The organism is Paraclostridium tenue (genome assembly GCF_039521565.1).
Lineage (GTDB): Bacteria > Bacillota > Clostridia > Peptostreptococcales > Peptostreptococcaceae > Paraclostridium > Paraclostridium tenue.
The window spans coordinates 1-1409 of sequence record NZ_BAAACP010000044.1; the positions used below are offsets into that span (position 1 = coordinate 1).

The window sequence follows — 1409 nt, forward strand, 5'->3', positions numbered from 1 at the left end:
TAAAGTGGACCCTTTGTCAAGGACACTAGAAAAAGAGAGTTATTAAAAAACTGATAAAAGCTGATTTCTGTATTGTACAGGAGTTAGCTTTTTTAAATTCCACTGACAGCGATCATTATTATAATAATCCATATAATCATCTATTAAAATTCTAAGTTCTTCTATTGTGTTACAATTTTTGTAATCAATTTCATCTTTCATATGTCCAAAGAATGACTCCTGCGGAGCATTATCCCAACAGTTACCTCTTCGAGACATAGATTGACCTAAGTTATTTTCTTTAAGTAGTCTTTGAAATATTGGACTTGTGTAATGAAACCCTTGATCAGAATGTACAAATGCATCTTTATGTAATCTAAATGGTTTTAATTTTATCAATTTATCTATAGTTTCAATTACAATGTCTATAGCTAAACTATTGGAAAGTTTATATGCTAGTATTTCGTTAGTTGAAGAGTCTTTTATCGTAGATAAATACGCCATTTTATTATTGCCGTACGGCATATATGTGATATCAGTTAACATTATTTTTCCAGGTATATTTTGTTTAAATGCTCTATTAAGCTTATTTGGAACAACTCTATGCGCCTTTGTCGCCTTAGCTATGCGTTTGTATGGATTAGCTTTCCGTATTGGACAAATAATATTATATTTTCTCATTATCCTTTGGATTTTCTTTCTATTCATTATGATATTAAATTTATTCTTTAATATCATTTTTATAGATCTAGAACCTTTCTTATACCCGCGATAATTGAATGCTTTTAGAATAATTTCTTTTGATTTAAGATCGCTATATTCGTTCATATCTCTAGTTTTAAAGTTATTTAAAAATTTATAATAACCTGAAGTAGAGACATTAGCAATTTTGCATAAATATCTCGTCAACTTATTAAGATTAAAATCTTTAATTAAATTTTGTATTATTTTAAATATATTAGATGGTGATAACTTCTTATTTATCACCTGCCTTTCTTGTAGCTCGAGCTTTTTTATCAATTCAAGCTCCGCTTTGAGATACGCTATCTCAGCATCCTTCTTAGCAAGAACTTCTTCAATAGTTAACACTCTATTAATGGTTCTTCCTGAATTTAAAGATCTAGTATCATCTAAACCTAAAACCCCTTTATCTTTATATGCATTTCGCCATCTTAAACTAGCTGAATCTATTCGTTTAACACCAATCATCTCAATATCGAACCCTGCATCTTCAAAAATTTTTCTCGAATTTTTTCCATCTTTATATTCTGCAATAAACTGTAATTTAAATTCATTAGTATAAGTTATCCCTTTAGAAGTCACATTTTTTACGTATTTATTCTTAGATAACTCTAATATTTCATGTTCTTTAAATATTTTTTTAGTCATATTTTAATCACTCCTCAGTTAATATTTTATAAAAAAAGATC

Annotated in this window: 1 protein-coding gene; it reads right to left on the reverse strand. The window is 27.9% G+C overall.

Annotation, left to right across the window (positions count from 1 at the left end):
* Positions 1 to 42 precede the first annotated feature (42 nt).
* Positions 43 to 1368: an IS3 family transposase gene (locus ABFX13_RS14500; protein ID WP_346047217.1), complete on the reverse strand. Its 1326-nt coding sequence runs from the start codon at positions 1366 to 1368 to the stop codon at positions 43 to 45.
* Between the last annotated feature and the right edge of the window lie 41 nt (positions 1369 to 1409).

What these genes read in the sequence shown, in the direction of transcription:
- ABFX13_RS14500 (WP_346047217.1), bottom strand. Translation starts at nt 1,368, where the DNA reads ATGACTAAAAAAATATTTAAAGAACATGAAATATTAGAGTTATCTAAG.